Raw genomic sequence first — 21,906 nt, 5'->3', positions numbered from 1 at the left:
AAGGCTTACTCTTTCGTTATGGCTTTTGATTTTACCGGTTTGCTTTCACGACGTCCCGGTGCTTCGAGAGCAGTTACGGTATAGACATATTTTGTTTTAGCACTTGTATTTGTGTCCAGAAAGGTGTCTATCTGGCTGCTCACCTCACCAATGCGGGTGAAGTTCACTTCCTCAGCCCGACGCCGGTAGATGACATAGTGGGTACGCTTTTCCAGCACCGCATTGGGCCAGCTTACTTCCACCCCCTGCGAGGTATTACGGACGTAGAAATTGAAGACTGGCTGAACGGTGGGAAAAGGTACGGCCAGTACAGTAGCTTCAGAAAATTGAGTAGTATCACCCTGTGCCGTAATAGCGGCCACTCGGTAGGTATAGGTACTTCCTTCGGTCAGAGTTGAGTCTACCAGGGAGGCCTGTCTGAGTGGGGTGTTGTGCAACGTTTTGTAGTCAGACTGAGGATTGTCCTGACGCTGTACTACATACGCGTCCAGAATCGTATCATACTCCCTTACATCGTTCCAGCTAAGCCAGGCCTTTCCATTGATGAGGCGCACTTCCAGGGTACGCGGGTAGGTAGTTTCAATGGCCCGCCGGGGCTGAATGGCCACGGGGGGGACCAGATCACTCGTATCCTGGGTGAGGTTCATGGTAAGGACGGAATAGTAGTAGGTTGAACGTCCGCTGAGAGCATCGGAACTATCTACATACATAGTACCGCGAATGGTCTGACTAACTAGTGAAAGGTTCCGGGGCGAAGTACCCCGGTAGACATAGTACCCAAACAGTGAGGGAGAGGCTACTCCTTCCCATTCCAGTTTAACATGGGGCCCTTGGTGCGTAGCCTTCAGGTTCCGGACCGGCAGGGGCCGCGAGAAATTGGTACAGGTTCCGGCTACCTCGGCCGGAAACTCCTGCTGCAGGCCATCAATCGGGATGAAAAGCGCCCGGACACGGTATGCCACCGTAATACCCGGCCGTACCTCATAATCGACATAGACAGTATCTTGTGGTGACACGGTGGCTATGACCTCATACTGATTTTCCGCTACTTCTTTTGATATTTCAACGCCCGTATAGTACGGCTTTGGTGGTAGCTTTTTCCAGCTTAGTCGAATGGCATCGGTGGTATCTTTGGCAAAGGCAGCATAAATGAGCGAAACAGAGTTTTTTGACACCGCTACGCCCGTAGCGGTATCCGATTCCACGCCTTCGTTATAGACCAGATCATAGGGTTGTACATAGGCTCTGACTACTTCCTCGGGACGGCATTTCTTCTGCCAGTAGAGCACCAGCGAATCACCGGTTGTATTCTGGAGTGGCATCAGGGCACTTACTTTTTGCCACGAATTATTCACGAAGAGGTACAGGTTGGCACGAAGCGTAGCCGGATCGGATATATGCGTGGTAGCTTCCTGACGCATCACTGCATTAGTCAGTATGTTACCACCTGTCAGAGGCCCATTGCTCTTTTTTGCCAGAGCATTATTGGCACAGGTCCAGCGGAAGGCTACCAGGCTGTCGTTGCTAATGACTTTATCCAGCGCAAACTTTGCCTGCTTTAAGGCCTGATTTTCGACTCCGGCTATGGTGAAAGCCTCACCCCAGGGTGTACGGCGGTTTTTCTTGTCTACCTGATACACCCGGTAGTAGCAAATGTCATTCTGTTCCACCTCCGTATCCAGGAACACCTGACCCAGGATAGACTGTAGCTCGATGCCTAGTGCCAGTAATTTATAATCGAAAGGATTATAGTGGTTCTGTATGAAGTTGATGAGCTGCTCGTCGGTCGACTGGCCCAGCACGGACTTCATGTTGGCTATATACTCATCGCTTACATACTGCCGAAGATCGCTACGAGAGGCGGCTCTGCGAAGTTTCTCTACTTCCCTGTACTTAAGCTCCGGGCCAGTGCCGTTAGCCGGAGCGGGCTTTGGGTTCTTAGGCTCCTCTTTTTGCAGGCTTTTATTGATGGATTTTGCGGAGATCACAGCCCGCTCTATGACGAAGTAGGCGGTATTGCGCAACTGCAACGTATCCTCCGCCGTAGGTATCATCGGCGACACCAGCAGGTAATTGCCCCGTGGGGAAGGTAGCGTTACTAGTTGGCGGGGGAATGTTTCACTCTTTTGAGCGGACACGGGTTGTAGTAGGCCCAGCGCCAGCCCCAGAAAAATCAGGATATTGGTAATTAATTTCATACAGGTTACTATTATTTCTGTTTCCAGGAAAATTGAGCGTCAATGTCTCTACAGACTTTGAACTTGAAGCCACAGGGATAGGGAACCGATACACAGGTAGGATTTTGCGGATAGCACCATTCACATATTCCTCCACAATACCAGGGACCACAGGGATAGGGTATGCGGGTACATTCGGTGAGGTAGCAGGTTTTGATACTCGCTGAATTACACCCCTGATCCTGGTCGGATGCCAGTGAGAAGTTCATCTTGGCGGAGCCACCAAAGTACCAGCCCCGTGGCTCGTCGTACCCCCCGTTCAGCAGTAGTTTGGTATAGGCGTCCCCGTACAACTCCAGGGGTGATAGCTTGACGCTGGCACTTCCCTTAGCCTCCACCTGGGCAGCCAGACTGAGGGCAAAGTTGGAGAAGCGCATACTGAAATCAAGGTTGGCATTGGCCCAGAACTCGTATTTGAAGCCTACGGAGGTAACCAACAGGTCTATATCGAAACCACCTTCCTTTTTGCTTATATCTACCCCGGCGCGTACCAGAATACCGTGAAATCGCTTTCCATTCTGGTCCATCAGTGACGCAGGTAGTTTACTGAAATATTGCGATGCTTCGGGTACCTCCGCCTGTCGGGCATTGATACCCAGTACAGCCAGGATATTCCTCCTGCCAAATACGGGGAATTCCATTTCCGCATTGAAGCCGACAAAGGCCATGTCCGTCTTGGCAAATAGAAGGCCGTTCATCCGTACCTTGGCCAGTCCGGTTATTACCTGCACATCGTTATTGAATGTTACTACTACACGGCTACGGCAGAAGTCCAGATTGGCCTGGATCAACCCCCAGTCCTGTTTACGCAGGCGGATACCGGCAGTTCCGACCACAACTGGTTTGGCTCCACACTCATTCACCTCAAACTTTATACCCAGCTTTACGCGGTCAAAGTTGATGAGGGAGCTATCGGCACCCGTTGGCATGAGTGCCCCCATGACCGCCACGTAGAATTTCTGCTCCTTGAGGTTAAAGTCAATTTCGCCACCCAGCTTGGTCCAGGTAACCGGACCAGTAATGATATTGGCACTTGCCAGCAGGCTTAGTCCTATTTCAACATCGGAAGGATTGGGCCCTACTTTGTAGAACTTGAAACCGGCCGCCAGTCCTGCCGCTAGGGTCTGGACCTGAGCACTTCCTTCAAAACCTTTTTTAGAATCATTGAATACCATTTTCGCCGTTATGGACGCGCTGAACGAGGTGTTGTCAATAGCCATCATAAAGTCATTGACATGTACCTCCATCTTGTCGTTGTTTTCGACAATAAGGACTGAGGCATCCGAGCGGATATCTACTGACTTTACGTCTACTTCCACACCACCGGCGAAGCCTACACCCCAGGATATCTTACTCTCGGGCAGTAGTTCCTCCTCATCCTGATCCATAAAGCTATCAAGGTCAGAAGCCAGGGTATCTGCGTTGATAGTACCTTTCCTTGCCGGCGGACTGGCAGCAGCAGTTGTGGTGCCGGCAGCAGGCGAAGCGGTTGTTGTGGCCGCAGTGGTTGAGCCCGTCGCGGTCGTTGTATTCGAAGAATTGGCCGTTCCCGCTGGAGGTGTGGTAGTTGTTGTTGAACCCGCGGGTGTTGTTGCTGATTTCGCCGTGCTGGTTTGGGTTGTCGCCGTGGCTACGTTTGTACCGGCTGTACCCGCCAGGGTCGCTGCCGCTGCTGAGTCCGCCCTGGTCTGAGTCGTTTTGAATCGGGCTCCTGCCACCAGGTTGGCGTTCTCCGATGAATCGCGCTCCATGTACTTTTTCATGGCATCCATTGATATATCGACGCCACGGTTAAATAGAAAACGACGCAGGTTGATCTTAACCGGCCCCACCTTCACACTTGTGTTGGCTTTAACCGCCACAAAAAGCTCGTTGTTGGTACGGAAAATAAATCGTTGTACTTCCAGCGGGAAGATGGTCATCATGTCGCTTTTGGCCGTACCCTTGTACTCCATTCGGAGTGATCCGTCAATCTCAAAAAGATTATCCGCCGAAACGTAGCTCAACTGAAAGCCATGCGGGGTAGTCAGTGAGAAGGTCTTAATCTTATAGCCATCCTTGGGGAGCGTGATTTTACCACCCAGCGTAATCCCCTCCTCATTCTTAATGAATTTAAGCTCATCAATGATAAAGTCATTATTTTCATTGGTGGTAGTCTTGATTCTACCACCAAAGCCTACCCCCCTGAAATTATCATAAAAGGCAATTTTATCCAGCTGAGCACTCCACCTGGACAGCTTACCATTGATGGGGTTGCTTTTACTTACTTTCAGCGCGAACTCTTCCAGTCTCACACCATTGCTGCTCTTGTTGATATGGAACTTATCAATTTCCAGCTCCAGCCCATCCGATTGCGTTTTCACACTGGATCGGCTCATGTTCCAAACCCGCCATTGTAATCCCTTCACTGTAGGCAAGCGCACTTTCCCTTCCATTGACAGCCCCGAATCACTGAGTGTCGTGGTCTTTTTATCGAATAGCATGGTAATAAGTCCTGTCCGGTGCTCGAAATATTGTTCGCTTTCCGGAACAGCTGGCGGGGTCGCTGGTGGAGCGGCGGCAGTAGTAGTTGTTGAACCGGCAGTCTTGGCCGCCGGTGCTGATGCCGCCATTGTGTTTGTTGCAGGTGCTGAGCCGGCTGCCGCAGCACTGCTATCCTTTTTACTGAATATACCTCTTTTTGCAATCGCGTCATCAAATTCAAGATGGTATCGCGCATATTTGCTATTCTCCCTGGATACGACACCGGGAGTTGTAAAAGCAGTATTAAAAGGTTTGGCTGCCCCTACCTGACTGAGTCGATACTGCATATCCACCGTATCCCGATTGATGGGTACCAGACCTGCGTCCGGGAAAAGCTGCATATCGAAGCCCCTGACCTCCAGCTTACTTATCATGAGCTTTACTTCTTCTCCACCTATTCGGGCCACTTTGGGTTCTGAACGCTGGGGGCGAAGTACCAGTGCTGATTGAGATGCTACGGTAACCGGTGCAAAACCGAAAGCGAGGGCCTCCAGTTCTACTTCATTGAACTCTACGTTCTGGAGTGGTATGGCCGTACCGTCATCTTCAACCTTTACTTTTACCTTTGCAAAGGTCAGTTCCTTATTACCATCCACTAGTTTGAAGTGTCCTTCCGTATCAGATAGCTTCAGAGTGCCTCCGATGAGATAGATATCGTCATCCAGGCGCTCGTATCCTTCCAGTTCCACTGTAAACCCACTGAGCGTCTTTATTTCCGCCAGAGTGGAATCGCGCGGTACCAGAGCAAAAGAATAGGTTTTACCTGCTTCGGGAATAAGAGCCAGCGTTCGAGCGTTGTAGCCGTCGGCGTTGACTTTAAGGGTGATCTCTTTGCCCATTGGTACTATGGCCTCATACCGTCCCATCGTAGAGTCAAAATCGGCCTCTATATCTAGTCCCAGTACTTTTACCGAACCCTGTACAGGCTTACCACTGGCTGAGTCAGTTAGCAGACCGCTGATCATTCGTCCCCGCTGTAGTAGTAGTTTGACGGTCTGGCGGGTACCCGCTACGACATCTATGGTCCCTTCCATAGGCAGGAACAGGGAGTCTCCTTCCAGTGGCTCTGCTTTATAAGTGATCAGGCCTTTTGCTCCGCGATATTCCCAGCCCGATGGTGAAGTAATTGTTCCGTCAGAGGTATCTTTATCTCTCTCTACATGAATCTTTGCCTTCACCGGAGTGGATCCTATACCCAGGTAGGTCTGAAACGCAACTATCCCCCGCAGGTCAAGCAGTTTGATAGCACCACCATCAATAAAGTGCGAAAGGCGCTGGGTAGGCTGACAGAACTGAGCAAAAACACCATTGAGATCGGCCGAAGCAACACCCAGTAGCTCAGGGGTGAGTGTAACTGTTTTTTGTGACTTCAATAATTCAACTACGCTGCTACTCTCTTTTAGCTGGTTAAGAAAAGCGGTAGCGTTCACATCCCAGCTTTTGTCGTTCCACTTGAAGGCTTTTCCTTTTAGCGTATAATCGTACGTCTCGTACCCATCGGCTGTAATGGTGAACACAGCATCGCTGGCATCATAAACTTTGGTGATGAAGAAGCCATACTCGTTGGTTTTTGTTACCTCACCGGTAGCTTTATTCTTAACTACCGCGAATTTTACCGGTGCACCGTACTGGTCACGCATCAGTCCCATAGCCACGCTCACACTTGGCTCCAGAGCTATGTCGTAGCTGATCTGGTCATTGCCATTGTACTTAATATCAAAGGTTCTGGAGCCCGATGCCAGAAAATAGTCAATGACAGTTATTCTGATATTGCTCCCTTTCTTAAGAAGAGGCAAGTCTGTAAAGGCATAGTTGCCCGAAGGATCCGAAACCGCTTCCCATTCCAGAGACTTTCCGGCGGGCAGGGGAGCCAGAAGATCAGCCTGGCTGATACTTAGCTTTAGCCTTATATCTTGTTTGGGAACCAGCGTTTTTGTCTTCACACCGGCTATTCCCGTTACTGATATAGCGTTGGTATAAGTTATATTTTTCTTTAACCAGACCAGAGGCTTATTACCGTTCGGTTCCGCTTTTTCATTGACGGGGTCCAAAGGCAGGAATACCGGAGGCTTGCCTTTCGCAACTACCTGGATGACCAGGTTATCGCCCCCCGTAGTGTTATAAAATATTCGTCGGGCGGCCTCTGATGAGGTAATGGTAGCCACCTGTAGGTAGGTTTGCCCGTTGTACATAACCTCCTGCTTGCGGCCGTTACCTTCCAGGGCCAGGTGAGGGCGCTGGCCTATAACCTCTTTGCGTCGGAGTAAGTACGCAGTAAAATCCCCCCTGGGTATACCTGCCGGAACTACTACCCTGGTGGCTACCCTGAACGTCTGGGCCATCAGTACTGCCTGCCCCAGATCATACCCAACCTCTCCCTGTTTAATTGGTACGGACTGGCTAAAGGTAGTAAAGTCATTGCTATGCTCCACCTTGACGGACAAGCTGGAAACGCCCTTCAGCAAATCTGGATTATACCCATTGAGCTCATATTTTCCCTCCTTATCCGTAGTAGCGGTTCCGATGATGGTAGTACCCGCGGACACGGTGACCCGGGCATTCGCCAGTGGATTTGCGATGTTGCTCTTATCGGCAGGGGAAGTAACAGTTTGTTTAGCTTCCGGGCCAGCCTCTCTGGCTGTATTGACGACCCAGGTGCTGCGGGCGGTGTCAGGATCCATTTCAGCTTTTTTAAATGACCACACCACGTTGCCCTTCATGGTTTTTTCAGTTACAGAGGTAGTGGGTTCTACCTTAGCCTGCGGTACGTATTTCTCTATGGAGGTCTGTACACTCGGCGTTGCTGATCCGTACCAGAAAAAACCAATCTCCGAGTAGCCATTATTGGTAAAAGAAGTCACTCCCTCATAACCGGGCCTGGCTATGGCCTGAACCCGGTACCCATACAAGCGACCAGGTACCAGAAGACCATCCCATATATTGAAATTGTAGGAGGTACCGCTTACTCTTTTCTTAAAGTAAGGGGGCTGCGATAGAAATAGGTTCTGGGGGTTTACCGACGAGCCAGGCGGTACCAGCAATTCTACCAGGGTCAGCTCATACTCTACCGCATTAACCTGACTATGCCGGGGCACCCACTGAAATACCACATTCATGCTAAACTGAAAGGGAACGATCTGGTTACTGGCCGGTGTCAGTAGTATAGGGGGATCGCTACGCTGTAGCCAGATGTAATTGGAGCAGGTAGTGGCGGATAGTTTTTGATTGGTATTAAAATCAAAAACTTCCACACAAAACTTGTACATCCCCTCCGGGAGCGGCCGTCCATACTGGTTGGCCGACATCATCAAACTTTGGGGCTGGAAGTAGGGTGCCAGATCAGCCCCACTCAGCTGTATCATAGTCCCAGCCAGCAGATTGATCGGAGAAACCGGCACACTGCTGGCTCCCTCGATGCGGGTACCTGGCCCCTCGATCGAAAAACGCAGTTTGACCTGCCGGTTGGGGAGTTGAAGGTCTTTCAGAAGAAGCTGTATGCTGAGACGGTCATTCTCCGGCCGGGTAAGATCAGATAAGAACTGCGTGAAAGGAGGCTTGGCAATTACCTGGACCTGTACCGGGTAATTCTGACCAACCGCCTGCAGCACCGAAACAATTAGAAATATTGAAATTAACAGGAAACGTAAGGGTACTCTCATTGTGATAAAGGAAGGGAACTTATAAATAAGAAGCTGGCAGGAGTGTAGATTAGAGTCTCAGGCTATAACCAAAGGTGGCGTTGACGTAATTGCGGGTGCCTCCTGCGGAGACCTTACCTCCACGAAACACACTACCAACCATAAGCTGGAAGCTCTGCTTTTTGCCAGGTGCAAAACCTGCATTGTAACGAAGGTTCGTTACCGACGAGTTAAGCTCTCCAAGGCGGGTGATCAGGTAGGATGAGGACAGAGAGTTATTCATCCGGTTTTTGAGCATCATCTTGCTGACTGTTGCGGTAGGGCCATACGCTGAGAAGGACTGGCTCGCTACGCTGTTCTGGTTAAAGCTTAAACCCGTAGCCAGAGAAAAACCCAGCTTGGGCAGTGCCCAGTTGTAATTGATATTTGAATTGTAGACCTGTGTGGTCTGTCCCGTCCTGATAAGATCCCCCTGCTTATTGGCGGCATTCATTACCATATAGGTTACCATGATACTCTGCGTACTTGCCTCCGAACTTTGCAGCTGATACACCACGTTCGCGTTCAGGTTCCGGGTAATCTGTGTGAAATTGAGCGTGTCAATCTGTTCCAGGGGAGACAAACGGCTGATATCCTGCAGGGCGCTCCGGATAAAAGTATACGCCTTAAAATTGGAATAGTTAACCGACAGGTTCAGTCGGGCCGAAGGCACGGCCATGACATGGACGCCGGCTACCATCCGCTTCTGCGAGCTGCTTTTTTCATTTTTCAGATCATCTCTCTGAATCCCAAGGTTAGCGTTACCGGATAGCCTGCCATTCCATAAGGTCTGGCTGGCATTGACAGTGACGTTTGAAAAATCATTCGTGAAAAAGTAACCACCCAGCGTCTGGTAGTTAGGATCAACCCGCTCAAAGCCCATGCCTACGGTAGTATTGGTTTTTGGGAGCAGTGCATTGAGGGTTCCTTTCAGTGCATTATACGATTCAGCGGAGGCATTAGGCTGACCTATGATTCCAACCGTTGAGCGCATTGAATCCGGCTCCGTTAGCAGGCGATTTTTTTCAAGTACACTATTACTGTACTCAACATCAACCTGAACTATGCGGAACACGGAAGCTCCGGCCGTGACAGCCAGCACCAGATTCTGCTGCGGAGACACCGTGGTATAGGGAGATGACCTATCTACAGACAGCGAATCATCGGAGGCCCTGAAAGTAGTCACCCCCAGCCGAAAGCGGTTGTTCTGCCATTGAGTCTTAACTCCCATCCCCATACGTCGATAAGAAGCAGGCGTAGTCTCGGTTCCGGCCTGAGCCTTAATCAACCGGCCATACATGGCACTCACCCGCCAGTTACCAGGTGTCAGGTCTACTCCTACCCCACTAAACTGGTGCCCGTTAAGGGTATAGGGCGAAAAGGTCATACTAGCCACACCTACATGCGCAGTAGCCCATTTATAGGTGGGATGTAGTGCAAACTGATTGAATGAAAAAGGCTGGCTGTAGGTAAACTTTCTGCTCGAATACGCAAGGTTTACGGGAATTATGGTACCTAGTACTGAGACGTTGACATTACCAGCAACGAAGTAGCTAAGTGGGTCTGATCCAATTGGACTATTTGAATTGTAGAGAGAATTTACCGACAAGCCACCCGATATACCAAACTTTTTAATATTGGCAATATCAATATTCTGAGCAAGAAGTTTATTGGCGAAAAAAGAGCAAAAAAAACAACTAATAATAAATATTCTTTTCAATTGCATGGTTGCATTACTACTTCTGGAACACGTATTCAATTCACAAGGTCAAGGGGCATAATAGGAGCTAGTAAATCCATAGAATTTACCTAACCAACAGGCAGTACTTACCCGGTTTTCTGCATGTACGAATACAGAAATTCTGAAAGCAAAGGATGAAGCTACTGGCTTACTCTGCTGCTATACTTAGCCAATAAGATATTGATATTTACAACTGGATAGCCCTATGGTAATGGTACTGTCGTTTAGAGCTTTACAAGACTCTGAAATAGCAGTGCCATAATGTAATGCAGGGTAGAAGGAGAAATAGCTGTAGTGAAAAGAGGGTAAAAGTATAGTCATGAGGGTACGTGGGTTATAAAAGATCAATTTGTTTTCCCTGAAACCTGACCGGTACTAAACTAGCCAAATAGGTAATCAGGGTCTTTTTATTGAATTCAGGAGGTATACCTACTTATTAAAGAGTGGTTCCGAATGAAATCTTAGATAGTTTATTGTAGCGGAAAGTAGATTTTTATTCATGATTAGAGGGTTATAAAATTATACATAACAGAAACTACTAGTACCAGCCTATTACTTGTGTCCCCTATTTAGACTACAAGTTCATCTGATTACAGACGGCTATATTGGCATTGACTATCATACAACTATTTGATTTATTTAAGCAAACACTATGCCTAAAAAACCCTTCTTGATTGAAATGTACCTCACCAAAGCCTACCTGTTAGTAGATTAATAGCAACGTTGATAAGAAAAACGATTGCACTCCTATTCCAACCTAACAAGGGTAGATTTGCAATAGCATTGCAGCAAACACTATGCCTAATTGAGGAGTACTTTTTTGTATTTTCAGAATATATTGAAACTGGATTGTCAGTTAAACGATACTTATGTGTACAGATACTACCAGTAGGTGTACTTAAAAACAAAGCGGCGAAAATTTCGCCGCTTTGTACCAAAATCCAATCAACCAATTAATCATTCGTAACATCGTATTTCAAAAACAGCCGCCGGGGAGGTAGGGGATGGATGCTCCACCCGTAGCTGTAGGTGTGAGGTGGTTAGGGGCTCTTCAAAATAGATCGTATTGCGGGTCTGGTGGTTTTCGCTCTTCTCAAACACCACCCGACCCTGATCGTCCAGGAGCTGGTACTTCTGTACGCAGAAAGGTGCAATGGGCTCGGGATGAATCATCAGTACATTTTCGGAAGGATGATCATAATCGGTATCAAAGAAGAGCTCCACCCGCCGGATGCTTTGCTTTTCGGTCCAGCTAAGCGTCAGGGACGGATCTGGATCCGCAAAATCGGCCACCCAGGCGTTGGGCTGGAAGGTAGGGCGCTGCACACCGTTGCGAATATTTTCGGCTCCGAAGCTTCTCAACCCTTCCTCTATTTTGATGGCCACATTTTTGCCTTTGGGTCGGCGCTGGGGGCACCAGAACTCAAATGCATCCACGCCAATGTCTTCCGTTGGCTCCTGCCTGCCATAATTGGATACGGCAGGATTAATAGAATTAAAAACGGATAACACCCCCGTAACCCGCTGACTGGTCATTTTCAGCGACACCCTTGGATTGTTCCCGATCATCAGAAAGGCATAGGTAGGTTCACCGATCACCGAGTCGAATGACAGATGTACACAGTTCCGGCCCTTCTGTAGCGGAATGGTCTTTTTCTCCAGCGTCACATCTGGCGTGTGACTCCCCTTCCTGCTGCAGATACGCAGCTCCACTTCCAGCTCAGTAGGACTGTCGGTGTAGGGGTGTATAACCACCTTGGGCATTGTACCGGCCTGAACGGGTAGCATCTGGGCGGTGGCAAACTCGATGGGCTGGGGATCCGGCTCCTCGGCAAGTTCGGTGAGTACCAGCTCGCTCGACGCTTTGATCTTTGCCTTACGAACCAGATCTAACTCATCCCTCAGACTTAGGCCCGGAATATGCTGTCCAATTCTTAATAACTCGGCTTGCAGTTCATTCATGAGGTTCTGTTCGAGCAGCTGTCGGGGTTGTAAACCCTTTCTGGCACACAGTGCCGCCGCCATCCCTACGGCCTGACCACCGTGGGCTGAGGTAGCCATGACCCGGGTAGAGCCGAAGGCAACGTGCGAAGCCGAGATGATGCGTCCCGCCAGGAACAGGTTACTGATATTACGGGAATAGTAACAGCGGTAGGGTATGCCGTAGATGCCCTTGCTGTGCCACTGGTTACAGCCTGGTTTCTCGCTGAATACCCCGTCGGCCGGATGCAGGTCGATGCTCCACCCACCAAAGGCAACTGAGTCCGGGTGGGAGCGCTGTTCGACAATATCCTGCTGGATCAGCATATAGTCGCCCTCAAAACGACGGCTTTCCCGCTTACCAGGGATGGTACCCACCCACTCGAGGGTCAGGTTTTCGGCCTCGGGAAATTGCCCGGAGTTCTTGATATAGTTCCAGACGCCATAGATGACTTTCCACAGCTCCCACTTGATGGTTTCGGTATCGTGTACGGTATCCAGCCGTCCCCCATACTCAACCCACCAGAGCTTACAGCCAAAGTCCTGGGCGTTGAAGCTCCGGAAACGGGGAATCCTGGTGATATCTTTCAGCGCAAAGCTGGGGGGTACGAATTTGACCGGACGCCCCACATCTTTGCTGTAGAAGTAGAGGGAATGGCCCAGGAGCTCACCGTACTCTTTGGTGGGAGCAAATTTCTCGCCGAACTCCTCGGCCGATTCAGCGCCCATCCGGAAGGCCGCCCCCGAAAGAAACCCAACAATACCATCTCCGGAAGCATCGCAGAAAAGTGGGGCCGCAAGCTCGTACAGGGTGGAGTTCTGACTACAGAATCCTTTCACTTTGGATATGGTATCGGGGTCCGCTTTTTCTACTTCATAGATGGCAGTATTCAGGAGTAGGGTAATATTAAGCTCCTCCACCACCTTTTCCAGCAGGATGGTATCAAAGATCAGGGGGTTGCTGTCCGGGTTGCGGTACAGATTTTCGACCAGAATTTCATCTATGACTCCCCCTTCACGCGCCCAGCGATTGTTATTGCCCATATGAGAAGTAGCCCCCAATACCCACAGCCGCACCTCCGACGAGGCATTGCCCCCCAGCACCGGACGATCCTGTACGAGTATCACCTTCGTACCTGCCCGGGCGGCGGTAATAGCGCAGCAGGTACCAGACAAGCCTCCCCCTACGATAACCAGGTCAGCGGATAAGGCTAGTGTCTTGGCGGTTCTTTTATCAGTAGCAATTGATTGCATCATATAACTGTATTGTAATAATGTGAATATATCTGGAGTCTAGTTGGCGGACTCCTTTTCTTTTAATTCTATGGTCTGCTCTACGGATACGAATCCAGTGGGCTTTACTACTTTTACCCGCAGGGCTTTCTCAAATCCTCTTACTGGCACTACTATCTCGGTACTACCGCCAGGATGCAGATCAGGGATAGGCAACGTTGTATCCCCAGCCGTCAAGGTGTAGTTAGCCACCGGGTAGGCCGGAAAATCGGCTCTTGTCTTGACCCGCAGCACCAACTGGTGCAGGCCTTGAACACCGGGAGTATAGCGTACCCTCTCAACCGTTACGGGGGACATTTCCTGCTGGTACACGGGATAAACCTGGCGGGGAGCCCGATCTGGCCCTACGATGCCCCAGGGACGGTAGCCGTTGGCGTTGGTACCGTGGAAGCGGCTCTGGTAGTCGTTGTAGGTCCACCAGGAGGCCCCTACCACATACGGGCGGCTCCGGACCTCTTTCATAATATCGCGCAGGTGCTCCACCTGTCCGGCCTCTCCGGTTTGAGTGTCGGCGCGGCGGCCCCACTCACTGATAAAGATGGGCTTGTTGGGGTAAAGCTGGTGAATGTGGTCCAGTACTTTGGCGTGGTTGCCGTAGGTGTTGGTCGAGACGAAATCCACGTACTGGCTCGCCTCATCTTCCGGCTTTTTAGGAAGTATGTTCAGCCGCATGGTAGCGAACGTATACAAGCGGGTGGGGTCCAGTTCGCGGGCATAGGCGATCATATCCTTGGTCCAGCGCTGTCCGGCCGGCTGCTCCGACAAGTACTCATTGCCCACGCTGTAGGCGATGACGCTGGGGTGGTTCCAGTCGCGCTCTGCCATCTCCCGGAATTGATTCTTAAAATTTTTGCGGATGGAGTCAGTGTCCATCTGCGTAGGAGTCAGCTGCCAGTTACCGGCTTCGGTAATGATCAGCATGCCGTAGCGATCGGCCAGATCGTAGAAAAGCTCACTGGGCGTATAGTGCGTCAGGCGCTGCAGCTCCATCCCGGCCTCCTTCATCAACTTAAAGTCCTTTTCGATCAGCCAGTCCGGCTCCATCGAGCCCAGGCCGGGGTAGTCTACTACTCTATTGCCCCCTCCTACCTTAATGGGCTGGCCATTAAGCAAGAGCTGGGTGTTACGTACCTCTACCTTCCGGATTCCGAAATGGGTAGCCAGGGTATCACCAGGTAGGGAAGCCTTTATTTGATAGAGATTTGGCGAATCGAGGCCCCATAGATGTACCTGGGCAGCCGGTACGGTCGCTTCGGCTTCCAGAATTGCCGTTTGTCCGGGGGCTACTCGTCCGGTGCTGCTTTTCCAGTTCAGGGCCAGGGGCTTCTCGTTGTAGTATACCTGGTAGCTGGTTTCGGGACTCACCTGCTGCCCGGTGGTATTTCGCACCCGCATCCTCACCCGTAGCGCGGCCGTACCTTTGGACAGATCAGGCGTAGCCTCCACTTTGATATTTTCGGCGTATACTTCCGGCTCTACGGTCAGGTACACCGGACGATTGAGTCCCCCGTAGTTCATCCAGCCCATAAAGGAGTCGTTGGGCTGATTGTTGTCCTTGGCACCGGGTACAGTACCCGGTTTCCAGGTATCATTATTGACCGATACAGCCAGTAGATTTTCGCCGGATTTGAGGTAATCGGTTATATCATAATGGAAAGGAGTATAGCCCCCTTCGTGACGGCCAACCTTCTGGTTGTTGAGCCATACATTCGTCATGTAGTAGGCCGCATCAAAGTGCAGGATGACTCTCTTCCCCCTTTCGGGCTGCCACGGGAAGCTTTTGCGGTACCACACGGTACCCGTATAGAAACCATAGCGCGGATCCACCGAAAAACTATGGGGAACAGACACTTTATCAAATCGTGCGGTGGGTACTTTGTCGCTGTACCACTCCCCTTTCAGGCCCATCTCTCCGGGATCAAGGGTAAACGACCACTCGCCATGCAGTGGGATAGCGTTGGACTCCCGAATGGTATATTGTCCAAAGGAAGGGGCAGAAAGTAAAAGGGACAAAAGAAAAATATAGGCGTACTTCTTCATTAGGTGATGGTTTAATTCCGGGTAAGGGTTTCTTTTTTGGATTGGGAATGGATAGCGGCTGGTTGGTTTTCGGGGGCAGGTACTTTTGTAGTACTGATCCTCCAGATCCAGGCTGCTGCAACAACGATAGCCATTCCTATACCGGCAATCAGACCGACATCTTCACCAGCGTTAAAGCCCAGTCCGGCGATGCCAATTCCAGTCAGGGCAAAACTGATGGAAATAGCCCGAACGGCAAAGGTGTTCTGAGCCTGTGAGGTACCGGTTGGTGCCGTTACCACCTGCGGATGGGTCACTTCCCGTCCGGCCAGCCATACCTGGTAGTGGGTGTACTGAACATCCTCGGCTTTGCTACGAAATACGACCCATTCGTAGAATGCAAGCAGGAGAAAAGGCAATCCCATTCCGAGAGACATCTCGGCAGCCCGGCTCAGTGTAAAATCAAAAAGCGTAGGTGTAATGAACTTGAAGAATACACTCGTGCCCAGGCTGATCATCGAGACAGTCAGGACGGAGCGGGCGTTCTGCCGTCTGGAGAACAGGGTCCATACGACCGGGAGCAGGAGTGATCCGCCCGATATAGCCCCCACACTAAGTACCAGATTGACGAGCCCCCCGATATGAGGTACCGCCAGGGCTATGCCAATGGTAATGAGCCCGAAGACAACGGTCATAAGCCTGCCCACCCGCACCAGGGTAGTATCCGAGGCATTGGGATTGATCAATTTGTTATAGACATCATTGGTAAATACGGCCGCCAGCATGTTGAGCAGCGTGTTGGCCGTACTGGCCGTAGCGGACACCATGGCGGCCAGCATCAGACCTACAAGTCCGGCCGGTAGCACCAGCTGGGCCATCAGCATATAGGCACCTTCTGATTCCAGACCAGACAGGCCGGGATTTAGAACCCTGTAGATCATGGGCGGAAGCATCCAGAGGAAAGGGCTAACTGAATAGAGTCCGGCGAACAGAAAGGCGACTTTACGGGATTCGCGGGGAGTACTGACACTGGTATAGCGTTGAACAAAGGCCCAGCTACCGCCAATGTATATGATGTGGTATAACACAAAGGCCATGGTAAAGCCCAGGGTGTACTGGCCGTTAAATACCCTGAAGAAATCATCAGGTACTTTCTGAACAAACGTTCCCAAACCATCCACTCGCTCAAGAGCCAGGGGTACCACCATAAGTACTGCGGCCAACAGTATGATAAACTGAAGTACGTCCGTAACCAGTACGGCCCACAACCCACCCATAGCGGTGTACAGGATTACCATGAGACCCAGTACTATAATACAGGTATTCAGAGAGAAGGGCGTAGCTACATACACAAGCTTCCCAACCGGATACAAGACACCTCCGATGGTAAACAAGGTAAAGAGCGTAAGCAGGTAGGTAAAAAGTTGCTGAACCCGTACTCCTAGTCTCCGGCCTATGTACTCGGCGGCGGTCATGGCGTGGGTCCGCTTCCAGCGATCCGCAATGAAAAAGGCCGTGACCAGCCCACCAATACACATGGATAACTGGATGGTAATGGCTACGAACCCCAGATCATAGGCAATGGAGCCCCATACCACAAAGGTTCCTGCTGACAGAAAGCTCATAAACAGGGACAGCCCGCTTACCCACCAGGGCGCTGACTCCCCGGCGGCAAAAAAGGATTTGGCATCGGTTCCGGTACGGGAAAAAGCCAGCCCCAGGAGCATCTGGAAAACCGCAAAAACGGCCATCACTATAAAATCAAGCTGTTGCATCAGTAGGTGGTAGATAGTATACGTATTATCGGAGTTTTATTTTTAATGGGTCACCGCCGTGGCTGTCGATTTGTTCCGATTACTCAGTAAGTGCATCTTTTAACTTGACACTCTGCATTCAATAATCGAAAACATTCTCCATTCTTTCATTCACTCATTCAAAATTGCACTATCTCCATTCCCCAGGCTGGTAGTTGCTTTTGAACAGAGCTTTTCTGTCCAACCGTAAGATTAAAATTTGTAGCCTGAGCCCGGTTGTTCAGGAGTATGACATACTTTCTCCCCTTTTCTACTGATTCGGCCAGAATATAATCCACCGACGGCTGATCCACCTTTACCCAGTCTTCCCTAATCACAAGCCTGGCCTTGTCGCCATTGACGGTACCTGGAGCGAATCCGTAAGTCTGGTGGGGACCTACTTTGGGAGTGACAAATCCGCGGGGGAAAGATATCTTTCCTTTTGATCTGAGCTCCGCCTCCGCAAGAAGGTAGTCGGTGATCCAGCCGACCTGCCACCAGGCGTGGTGCGGATAGGGGCCCGCCCCCCTGTTCATGGCATTCCAGTAGTAGGACGCTACGCTGGTTTTGGGATCGACAAAGGCATCGCGACCAATGGCCGCGGCCCGGGCCATATCCGCGAATAAGGGTTCGCCGGTCAGCTGGTACATCCGGATAAACATCCCGGCGTGGCTGGCCAGCTGGATGGGACCGTGGCGGGTGGCCGAGCCGAAGATGCCTCCGTGCTCAAAGCTCAATCCGGATTGAGCAATCTCCCAGTCTTCGCGCTGTATTCCATTCACCTCCTTGATGGTACGGGTTGGAATAGGATGGGTATAAATGGAGCCTGTGTAAATCTTAGCTGCGGTAATGGCCGCCTCTTTATAGCGCTTCTCGTTGGTCAGCTCGTACAGGTCCAGTAAAGCCTGGGCCGACTGTCCTGTGGCAAAGTCTGGTGCGTAGCGGGCATCCCCACAGACTCCCAGAAAGGCTCCCGTTTCAACCGCATTTTTTACGAACCAATCGGCTCCTTTGCGGGCAGCCGCCAGGTACCTGGGATCTTTCAGTACCCGATACGCCACGATCATGCCGTAGAACGTAGGGCGCAGATCATCCACATCTTTGAACAGCTCCTGCTCCGAATGACGATCATAGGCCACCGCCCAGCTACCATCCGGCTTTTGCCATTTCAGCAGCAGTTCTGCTCCCAACCTGAGCCGGTCTTTCAGTTCCTGGTTGTTGGGATCAAAGAGCAGGATATTCCCCAGGTCCAGCATGGTGTAGTACGTCAGGCCCATGGGCTCTACGACCTCTCCCCATTCCTCCACAAACTTCTTCCGCTTGGCCAGGTAGTACTGACCCACCGCGGCTCCCCTGAAGAAGCCATCCTCCGTTTGTTGCTGTTTCAGCTTGAAGTTATGGGCGTAAGGAAGTACCTGCTGGGTCAGCTTAGGATCAGCCGTGGCGTGAGCCAGCATCCACATAGCGCCGTAGTCGGAGTTCTTCATGGCATCCTTTTGGGAACCAACAACTCCCCCCAGATAAGATTGTGCCCCTATTTTGGTGCCTTCAAACTCCTCCACATTCCACATGGATGTCTGGGGGTCGGTGAGGTAGTGGTGCATCTGCTCAATGCGGCTCATCAGTGACTGCTTGCTTTGCCGCAGCTGTAGCCCCTCCCCAAACTTATAGATGTCATAGATGGCGTGCTTGAGGGACTTGAACCAGTCGCCCTCCATCAGGCTGTACCGGAAGTTATAGCTCAGCGCCTTACCTACCTCGCGGCTGGACTCGTGCTCGCCCAATACCGGATAGTACAATGTCGGGGAGAGCTGGCCTTTGCGGTTCATGTGCGAGAGACCCACGTGCCAGTCCGTCTGCGTGATCTTGTCCCTCTTCCAGGGATCGCGCGCCAGACCAGGCTCGGGTATGATAGCCAGAGTAATACCAGTCCGGGTACTTACCAGCGGAGCCAGGGTACTGGCGCACCGCTCCCGGTAGATGACCGGCAGCCGCGGTACCCCGTGCCCGTAGGCGTAGGCCTTGGCAAAATTGTCCTGCAAGTAGTTCCCCTGAAAGTAGCCCGGCACGGAGGCCCAGCCCATGCTGGACTCCGCCACGGTGGCTACCGAGGGACTGGCCAGGGAGAAGTACCCTTTCCGCTTTGGCGTAATGGTTTGCGTTACCAGCACATCCGTTGGAAACTGTTGGTCCACCCGCCAGTCCGTAGTGACCGTGGCTACCTCAGTTTCGTGGCGGAACTGTACGTGGTTTTTTCCTACAAGCTTACCACTGGTTGGGAAGAAGTGGTAGGCCTTTCCGGCGGTATTCAGCGCTACGGAGGTAGTACTCTCCTTCCACTGCTCCCGCTGATAGTGGTAGTTATCCTCGGGGAATTTGCCTCCGGTTATTTTTTCAAAGGTTTGCGCCGATTCACCGGAGGGCTTTTCTTCCGTGAATAGCAAGGTATACTCCCCGGAAGGAGTCAATCCACTATCCCAGGAGTTTCCTTTTTTCACCAGCACCTTCTGGACTTGCCAGCCCTGCGGCGTACTCTTCCATTCCAGCTGAAGGTGGTTGCTGGAGAGTTGCAGGACCTTCTGGGCCCGGACCCCTATCGAGGGGCCAAGCATACAGACAATGATCAGGTACAGTATGGATCGTAATGGTTGCATAGCCAGGGTTAGGATACTTGTATATCATCCAGATAGCAGCGTACCTCAAAGAGTCGGGCAAGCGGATCTCCGTTAGTCTTAAGTACTTTAATTCGGATGGATTCGACTTCGGTTGGATCAAAGATATGCTCTACTTTACGGAGGTAGTTGTTCTCCACCTGAGCTACCTGCTGCATGCCCTTTTTAGTCTTTAACTCAATGGTATAGTCAGAAATGGTTTCGGGTTGTGGACCCCGGTCCTGTTTGTAGTAGACCCGGTCCTCCCCCGAGATAAGTAGTCTCCGGTGTAGTCCCGTGTCGAAGACCAGCTGGATCGTATTCAGCTTGACGGGTTTACTCCACGATAGCTCTATCCACGGCTCACCGGCTTTCATGTCGGCCTGCCACTGGTGGGTCTTACCATCCATCACGTTCCGGTTGTAGCCATCCAGTACCTGAGCTGCCGCTCCGTCCTTGGTTTCGGAAGAAGCTTTTACAGCGGCCAGTTTGGCCAAGTCTTTTACATCCTCGTTTTTAACGCCCAGCATAGGTTGATCCTGCCGCAGGAGCATTTGCTGTAAGGCCGCCATGTGCTTTTCCTGATTTCCCAGGGTAGCTGGTTTGACGTTATTTTTGACGCAGTAGGCCATGCCGGTGCCGATGGCCTGCCCCATGGTAGCACAGGTAGCCATAACCCGGGTCGACGACAGGGCCACGTGCGACACGCTCACGTTACGTCCGGCCATCAGCAGGTTTTTGATATTCTTGCTGTACAGCGAGCGGAACGGAATGGAGTAAGGCGCCTTAAGCGGAATCGAGATATAGGGTACCATGTCGGTACTGCTCATGCCTTCGGGTGGATGATCGTCGAGGGGCCAGCCTCCGTAGGCTACCCGGTCCGGGAACAGCTTGGCCGACTGCACATCCTCCTGCTTCATGATGTAGTCGCCCACCAGGCGGCGGCTCTCGCGCTTACCGGGTATCATACCTACCCAGGAAAGCGCCCAGTTTTCGGACTCGGGATGGTTGCCCGAGTTTTTGATGTAGTCCCACACGCCGAACAGGATGGTCAGCAGGTCGTGGCGGAGCTTCTGCCCATCCTGAATGATATCTACCATCCCGCCCAGTTCGAGCCACCAGTAGCCAAACTCCCAGGAGTTGATCTTGCGATGGACAAAATCTTTCTTCGTAAATTTCTTAGCCCAGGCTGGTGGGGTGTACGGCATCTTGCGGTCGTGTTTCTGCGCCATAAAGAGCAGGCTGTTACCCATGGACTTGTTGTCGGCCTTATCCACCGCCAGCGATTCGCCCCAGAGCGATTTGGCCTCACGTCCCCGCATAAACTCTGCCCCGGCGATGGCTCCCAGGGTAGCATCGCCCGTGCAGTCGGCGTAGTACTTGGCCTTGATTTCGTAGATCTCTTCGGTTTGGGAGCAGATAGCCCGGATCAGCTGGATTTCCCCGTTGGCTACTTCGGCATCATAGAGTACCGAGTCCAGCAGCAGGGTGATGTTCTTCTCAGAAATAACTTTGTCATACATGACAAAGTCCCACATCTCGTAGGATCGCTGCTGATTATCAACGGCCTCAGTCAGAAATAGCTCTTCCAGAATACCCGTTTCGCGCCACACCTGATTCAAGGCAGTAGCTCCCAGTACGTGCATCCGGATTTCGCTGCTGGCGTTACCGCCCAGCCGGGAGCGGTCCTGGATCAGGATAACCTTGGAGCCATTACGGGCGGCGGCGATAGCGGCACACACCCCGGCCATTCCTCCTCCCGCGATCAGTACATCGGTTGTATACTGCTTCTTCTGGTAGACGTTTTTGTTCACCTCCTTCGCCAGCTCTTGGGGCTCTTTACCAAACAGGGTCGTAGGACTGCTGGTAAATAAACCACCGGATCCCGTACCCAGGGTTGATACGCCGAGGGCCTTTAGAAAATCTCTTCTATTATTTTCCATTATTCTAAAAAATAAGGGTTTAGGCATTCAATAGGTTTTCATAGTAATG

At 51.3% G+C, this 21,906-nt stretch carries 8 protein-coding genes; all 8 read right to left on the bottom strand.

All coding sequences use genetic code 11. The features are described 5' to 3' along the window. Positions 1–5 precede the first annotated feature (5 nt). Positions 6–2,198: a fibronectin type III domain-containing protein gene (locus JTN23_RS14970; protein ID WP_247235663.1), complete on the bottom strand. Its 2,193-nt coding sequence runs from the start codon at positions 2,196–2,198 to the stop codon at positions 6–8. A gap of 11 nt (positions 2,199–2,209) precedes the next feature. Beyond that, positions 2,210–8,419, bottom strand: coding sequence for a hypothetical protein (locus JTN23_RS14965; RefSeq protein ID WP_247235662.1), 6,210 nt, complete (start codon positions 8,417–8,419; stop codon positions 2,210–2,212). 49 nt (positions 8,420–8,468) lie between these two features. Then, on the bottom strand, positions 8,469–9,824 hold the full coding sequence (locus JTN23_RS14960; RefSeq protein ID WP_247235661.1) for a hypothetical protein: 1,356 nt from the start codon (positions 9,822–9,824) through the stop codon (positions 8,469–8,471). A 1,311-nt stretch (positions 9,825–11,135) separates the two neighbouring features. Next, on the bottom strand, positions 11,136–13,415 hold the full coding sequence (locus tag JTN23_RS14955) for an FAD-dependent oxidoreductase (RefSeq protein WP_247235660.1): 2,280 nt from the start codon (positions 13,413–13,415) through the stop codon (positions 11,136–11,138). Positions 13,416–13,451: 36 nt separating this feature from the next. Then, positions 13,452–15,491, bottom strand: a complete 2,040-nt coding sequence (locus tag JTN23_RS14950; protein ID WP_247235659.1) for a glycoside hydrolase family 2 protein — start codon at positions 15,489–15,491, stop codon at positions 13,452–13,454. Positions 15,492–15,502: 11 nt separating this feature from the next. After that, positions 15,503–17,245: a sodium:solute symporter family protein gene (locus tag JTN23_RS14945; RefSeq protein WP_247235658.1), complete on the bottom strand. Its 1,743-nt coding sequence runs from the start codon at positions 17,243–17,245 to the stop codon at positions 15,503–15,505. Positions 17,246–17,403: 158 nt separating this feature from the next. After that, positions 17,404–19,917, bottom strand: coding sequence for a glycoside hydrolase family protein (locus tag JTN23_RS14940; RefSeq protein ID WP_247235657.1), 2,514 nt, complete (start codon positions 19,915–19,917; stop codon positions 17,404–17,406). A gap of 8 nt (positions 19,918–19,925) precedes the next feature. Continuing rightward, the gene (locus JTN23_RS14935; RefSeq protein WP_247235656.1) at positions 19,926–21,857 is read right to left on the bottom strand and encodes an FAD-dependent oxidoreductase; all 1,932 of its coding nucleotides are present in this window, start codon (positions 21,855–21,857) and stop codon (positions 19,926–19,928) included. Between the last annotated feature and the right edge of the window lie 49 nt (positions 21,858–21,906).

The sequence above is a fragment of the Telluribacter roseus genome (assembly GCF_017355915.2).
Taxonomy (GTDB): domain Bacteria; phylum Bacteroidota; class Bacteroidia; order Cytophagales; family Spirosomataceae; genus Telluribacter.
This window is presented reverse-complemented; position numbering and strand designations above follow the sequence as displayed.

What these genes read in the sequence shown, in the direction of transcription:
- JTN23_RS14965 (WP_247235662.1), bottom strand. Translation starts at nt 8,419, where the DNA reads ATGAGAGTACCCTTACGTTTCCTGTTAATTTCAATATTTCTAATTGTT.
- JTN23_RS14950 (WP_247235659.1), bottom strand. Translation starts at nt 15,491, where the DNA reads ATGAAGAAGTACGCCTATATTTTTCTTTTGTCCCTTTTACTTTCTGCC.
- JTN23_RS14955 (WP_247235660.1), bottom strand. Translation starts at nt 13,415, where the DNA reads ATGATGCAATCAATTGCTACTGATAAAAGAACCGCCAAGACACTAGCC.
- JTN23_RS14940 (WP_247235657.1), bottom strand. Translation starts at nt 19,917, where the DNA reads ATGCAACCATTACGATCCATACTGTACCTGATCATTGTCTGTATGCTT.
- JTN23_RS14970 (WP_247235663.1), bottom strand. Translation starts at nt 2,198, where the DNA reads ATGAAATTAATTACCAATATCCTGATTTTTCTGGGGCTGGCGCTGGGC.
- JTN23_RS14960 (WP_247235661.1), bottom strand. Translation starts at nt 9,824, where the DNA reads ATGACCTTTTCGCCCTATACCCTTAACGGGCACCAGTTTAGTGGGGTA.
- JTN23_RS14945 (WP_247235658.1), bottom strand. Translation starts at nt 17,245, where the DNA reads ATGCAACAGCTTGATTTTATAGTGATGGCCGTTTTTGCGGTTTTCCAG.
- JTN23_RS14935 (WP_247235656.1), bottom strand. Translation starts at nt 21,857, where the DNA reads ATGGAAAATAATAGAAGAGATTTTCTAAAGGCCCTCGGCGTATCAACC.